This window comes from Halorubrum tibetense (assembly GCF_042661865.1).
GTDB classification, from domain to species: Archaea; Halobacteriota; Halobacteria; order Halobacteriales; family Haloferacaceae; genus Halorubrum; species Halorubrum tibetense.
Genome location: NZ_JBHSWW010000306.1, coordinates 1 through 2,706, shown reverse-complemented (window position 1 = coordinate 2,706; position 2,706 = coordinate 1). Strand labels below are relative to the sequence as shown.

Annotated in this window: 5 protein-coding genes; 1 reads left to right on the top strand and 4 read right to left on the bottom strand. The window is 70.4% G+C overall.

Going from position 1 to position 2,706, the window contains the following annotated elements; all coding sequences use genetic code 11:
- From ACFQEU_RS14180 to larE, 4 genes are all read right to left on the bottom strand, one after another.
- The coding region (locus ACFQEU_RS14180; RefSeq protein ID WP_379783202.1) for a 2-phospho-L-lactate transferase CofD family protein at nt 1-618 on the bottom strand (618 nt) is incomplete at its 3' end.
- 180 nt (nt 619-798) lie between these two features.
- Nucleotides 799-1,050: a glutaredoxin family protein gene (locus ACFQEU_RS14175; RefSeq protein WP_379783206.1), complete on the bottom strand. Its 252-nt coding sequence runs from the start codon at nt 1,048-1,050 to the stop codon at nt 799-801.
- Nucleotides 1,051-1,199: 149 nt separating this feature from the next.
- Nucleotides 1,200-1,403 carry a hypothetical protein gene (locus ACFQEU_RS14170; protein ID WP_379783200.1) on the bottom strand — a complete coding sequence of 68 codons (204 nt, stop codon included), beginning with the start codon at nt 1,401-1,403 and terminating at the stop codon, nt 1,200-1,202.
- 137 nt (nt 1,404-1,540) lie between these two features.
- Nucleotides 1,541-2,509 (bottom strand): ATP-dependent sacrificial sulfur transferase LarE, encoded by a 969-nt coding sequence (gene larE, locus ACFQEU_RS14165; protein WP_379783198.1) that lies wholly within the window; start codon nt 2,507-2,509, stop codon nt 1,541-1,543.
- Nucleotides 2,510-2,601: 92 nt separating this feature from the next.
- On the opposite strand from larE, the gene ACFQEU_RS14160 reads away from it, so the two are divergent.
- The coding region (locus ACFQEU_RS14160; protein ID WP_379783204.1) for a hypothetical protein at nt 2,602-2,706 on the top strand (105 nt) is incomplete at its 3' end.

The following is a 2,706-nucleotide window of genomic DNA, read 5'->3' as shown; positions in this document are numbered from 1 at the left end:
CGGCTCCGCGTCGGCCGCGCCGCGGAACTCGACGTCGGCGACCCCGGGCTCGCCGCGGCGGTCGACCCAATACTCTTGGAAGTGGATCGTCTCGCCCGCCTCGGTGTGGATCAGCGTCGCGACGGGGTCGTCGGACATCGGCAGGAGGTCGACGTCGAGGTCGAACGCGTCCGCGAGGGTCCCCGTGACCTCGGTGAGCGTGTGGCCCTCGTCGAGCAGGCTCGTCCGCGTGACGTGGACGGCGCGGTCACGGTCACCGATCTCCATGAACTCCGCGACGCCCGAGAACCGCCGCCATCGGGCTATCTCGCGGCCCGTGGTCTGTGCCGCGTCGTCGAGATACCGGGGACCCGTCTCCAGCCCGGCCGCGTCCGCGAGCCGCACCAGCTCCGCGTGCGTCGCGGTCGTGTCGTCGGCGATCCCCCACCACGTCTCGCGGTCGAGGACGCCACCGCCGGCGAACAGCACCGTGTCCACGTCCGGACAGACGAGGTGGCCGCCGAGCTCCACGTCGTCGCCCGTGTTGGCGACGACCGAGACCTGTTCCGAGTCCCAGACTCGGGTCGCGCCGTCGAGGAGCTTCGGCGTCCCCGTGCCGCCGGCGAGGAACGTAACCATACGTCCGCAAGGCGACGCCCGGATTTGTATCCTCGGCTCCGTCCGCGACGCGTGGACTTCGGACCGAGACCCGAGAGCGGGGACCGGTCCGCGGGACGCTTTCTCCGGCCGAGCTCACGGTAGCAAGTGCTCACGCTACCGACCGGCTCACGCTACCGACCGGCTCACCCCCTCGGCGACTTATCCCGCCGCCAACAGCTTCAGTCGGAGCTCTCGCTCCTCGACCTCGTATTTGAACGCCGGGTGACCGTCGATCAGGACGTACGGGACGCGCTCGCCGTACTCCGCGGCGAGCTCGGGGTCGGTGTCGACGTCGACCAGCTCGATATCGACCTCCACGTCGAGGTCGGCGGCGACGCGCTCGACCGTCTCGTGGGCGACGACGCACAACGAACAGTTCTCTCGGGTGTATATCGTCACGGGGACGGTCACCTCATCGCCCGCGCTCGACTCCTCGGTATCGGGTCCACTCCCTCGGGAGTCGGTGTCGGATCCGTTCTCTCTCCCGTCGGTGTCGCTCACGCTCGCAGACGAGTCACGGAGGGGTGAGAGGGTTTCGGTCCGGCCGATCCCCGTACCGGTTACTCGCCGTCCGGCTCCGCGAGGAACTCCACGTCGCCCGCGACGACCGCGCTCGCGATGACCCCGCTGCCGACGAGCAGCGCGACCACCATCGTGGTCAGTGTCACCGTCAGCGGATCCCCGCCTATCGAGACGCCGACGAACGCCCCCACGGCCCCGCCGACCCCGCCGGCGATCACCGCGAGCGTCTTGGCCTCGCTCATATCGTTCGATTCCCTAACGCGGGTAATAAGCGTTCGCTCCGGGTTCTCCCCGCTGATAACGGGCGACGCCGACCCTGACGGGGCGGGAGCGGGGACGGCGTCACCAGCCACGCCACCGAGTGTCCCCACCCGTGAGGTCAACGCGGGTACTGCCGACCCAGGTTGACCCCGTCGTCGTCGGTCGGTTCCTCGTCGTCCGCCGTCGCCTCGCCACCTGGACTCACGCTCCCCGTCCGGTAGCCGGCCATGTCGAGCGTGACGTACTCGAAACCGAGATCGGCCAGGTGCTCGTGAACTGCCTCCGCGAACGCCGGGTCGAGAGCGCGTTCCAGCTCGTCCGGCGCGATCTCCACCCGTGCGAGTCCGTCGTGGTCGCGAACGCGAAACCCCTCGAACCCCCACTCCCGGAGCAGTCGCTCCGCCTTCTCCACGCGGGTCAGCCGCTCCTCGGTGACCTCCAAGCCGGTGGGGATCCGCGAGGAGAGACACGCCATCGACGGTTTGTCGGCCACGGAGAGCCCGTACGCCCCCGCGATCGCCCGGACTTCGGGTTTGCCGATCCCGGCGTCCAGCAGCGGCGAGCGGACGTCGAGCTCGTCGACCGCGCGAAGCCCGGGCCGATGCCCCTCGCCGGGGTCGTCGGCGTTCGTCCCGTCACACACCGTCTCGATCCCGAGCTCGTGGGCGCGGTCGTACATCCGACCGAGCCGCATCGTCCGGCAGTGGTAACACCGGTCGCCGTCGTTGGCGACGAAGTCGGGATCGTCGAGCTCCGAGAACGTCACCGTGTCGTGCCGGATCCCGATCTCCGCGGCCACCCGCCGTGCGTCGTCGAGCTCCGCCGCCGGGAGCGTCTCGCTACGGGCGGTACAGGCGACCGCGTCGTCGCCGAGAGCGTCGTGTGCGAGCGCCGCGACGACGGAGGAATCGACCCCGCCGGAGAACGCGATCAGTACGCGCTCACGGCCTCGGAGGGACTCGCGAGCCGCCCGCGCTTTCGCCGCCGTGTCCGGGTCGAGACCGTCAGCCGACACGCTCCCCGTCTCGCCGACGGCCAGCGGGTCGGCCGAGTCGTCCGCTCCGGACGCGGTAGCCTCTCGATCCATGCCACGCGTTCGGGGGCGGCGGGAAAAAACGCGTCGGCATGGAGGCGGACGACCCGTATCCTTTTGCGCGTTGCCGCGATATCGACCCACGAATGGAGCTGGAGGCGATCCCCGGCGTCGGCGAGAAGACGGCCGAAGCGCTGCGGGCGCTCGACGACCCGGAGGCGACCGTCGCGTCCGGCGACGTCGCCGCTATC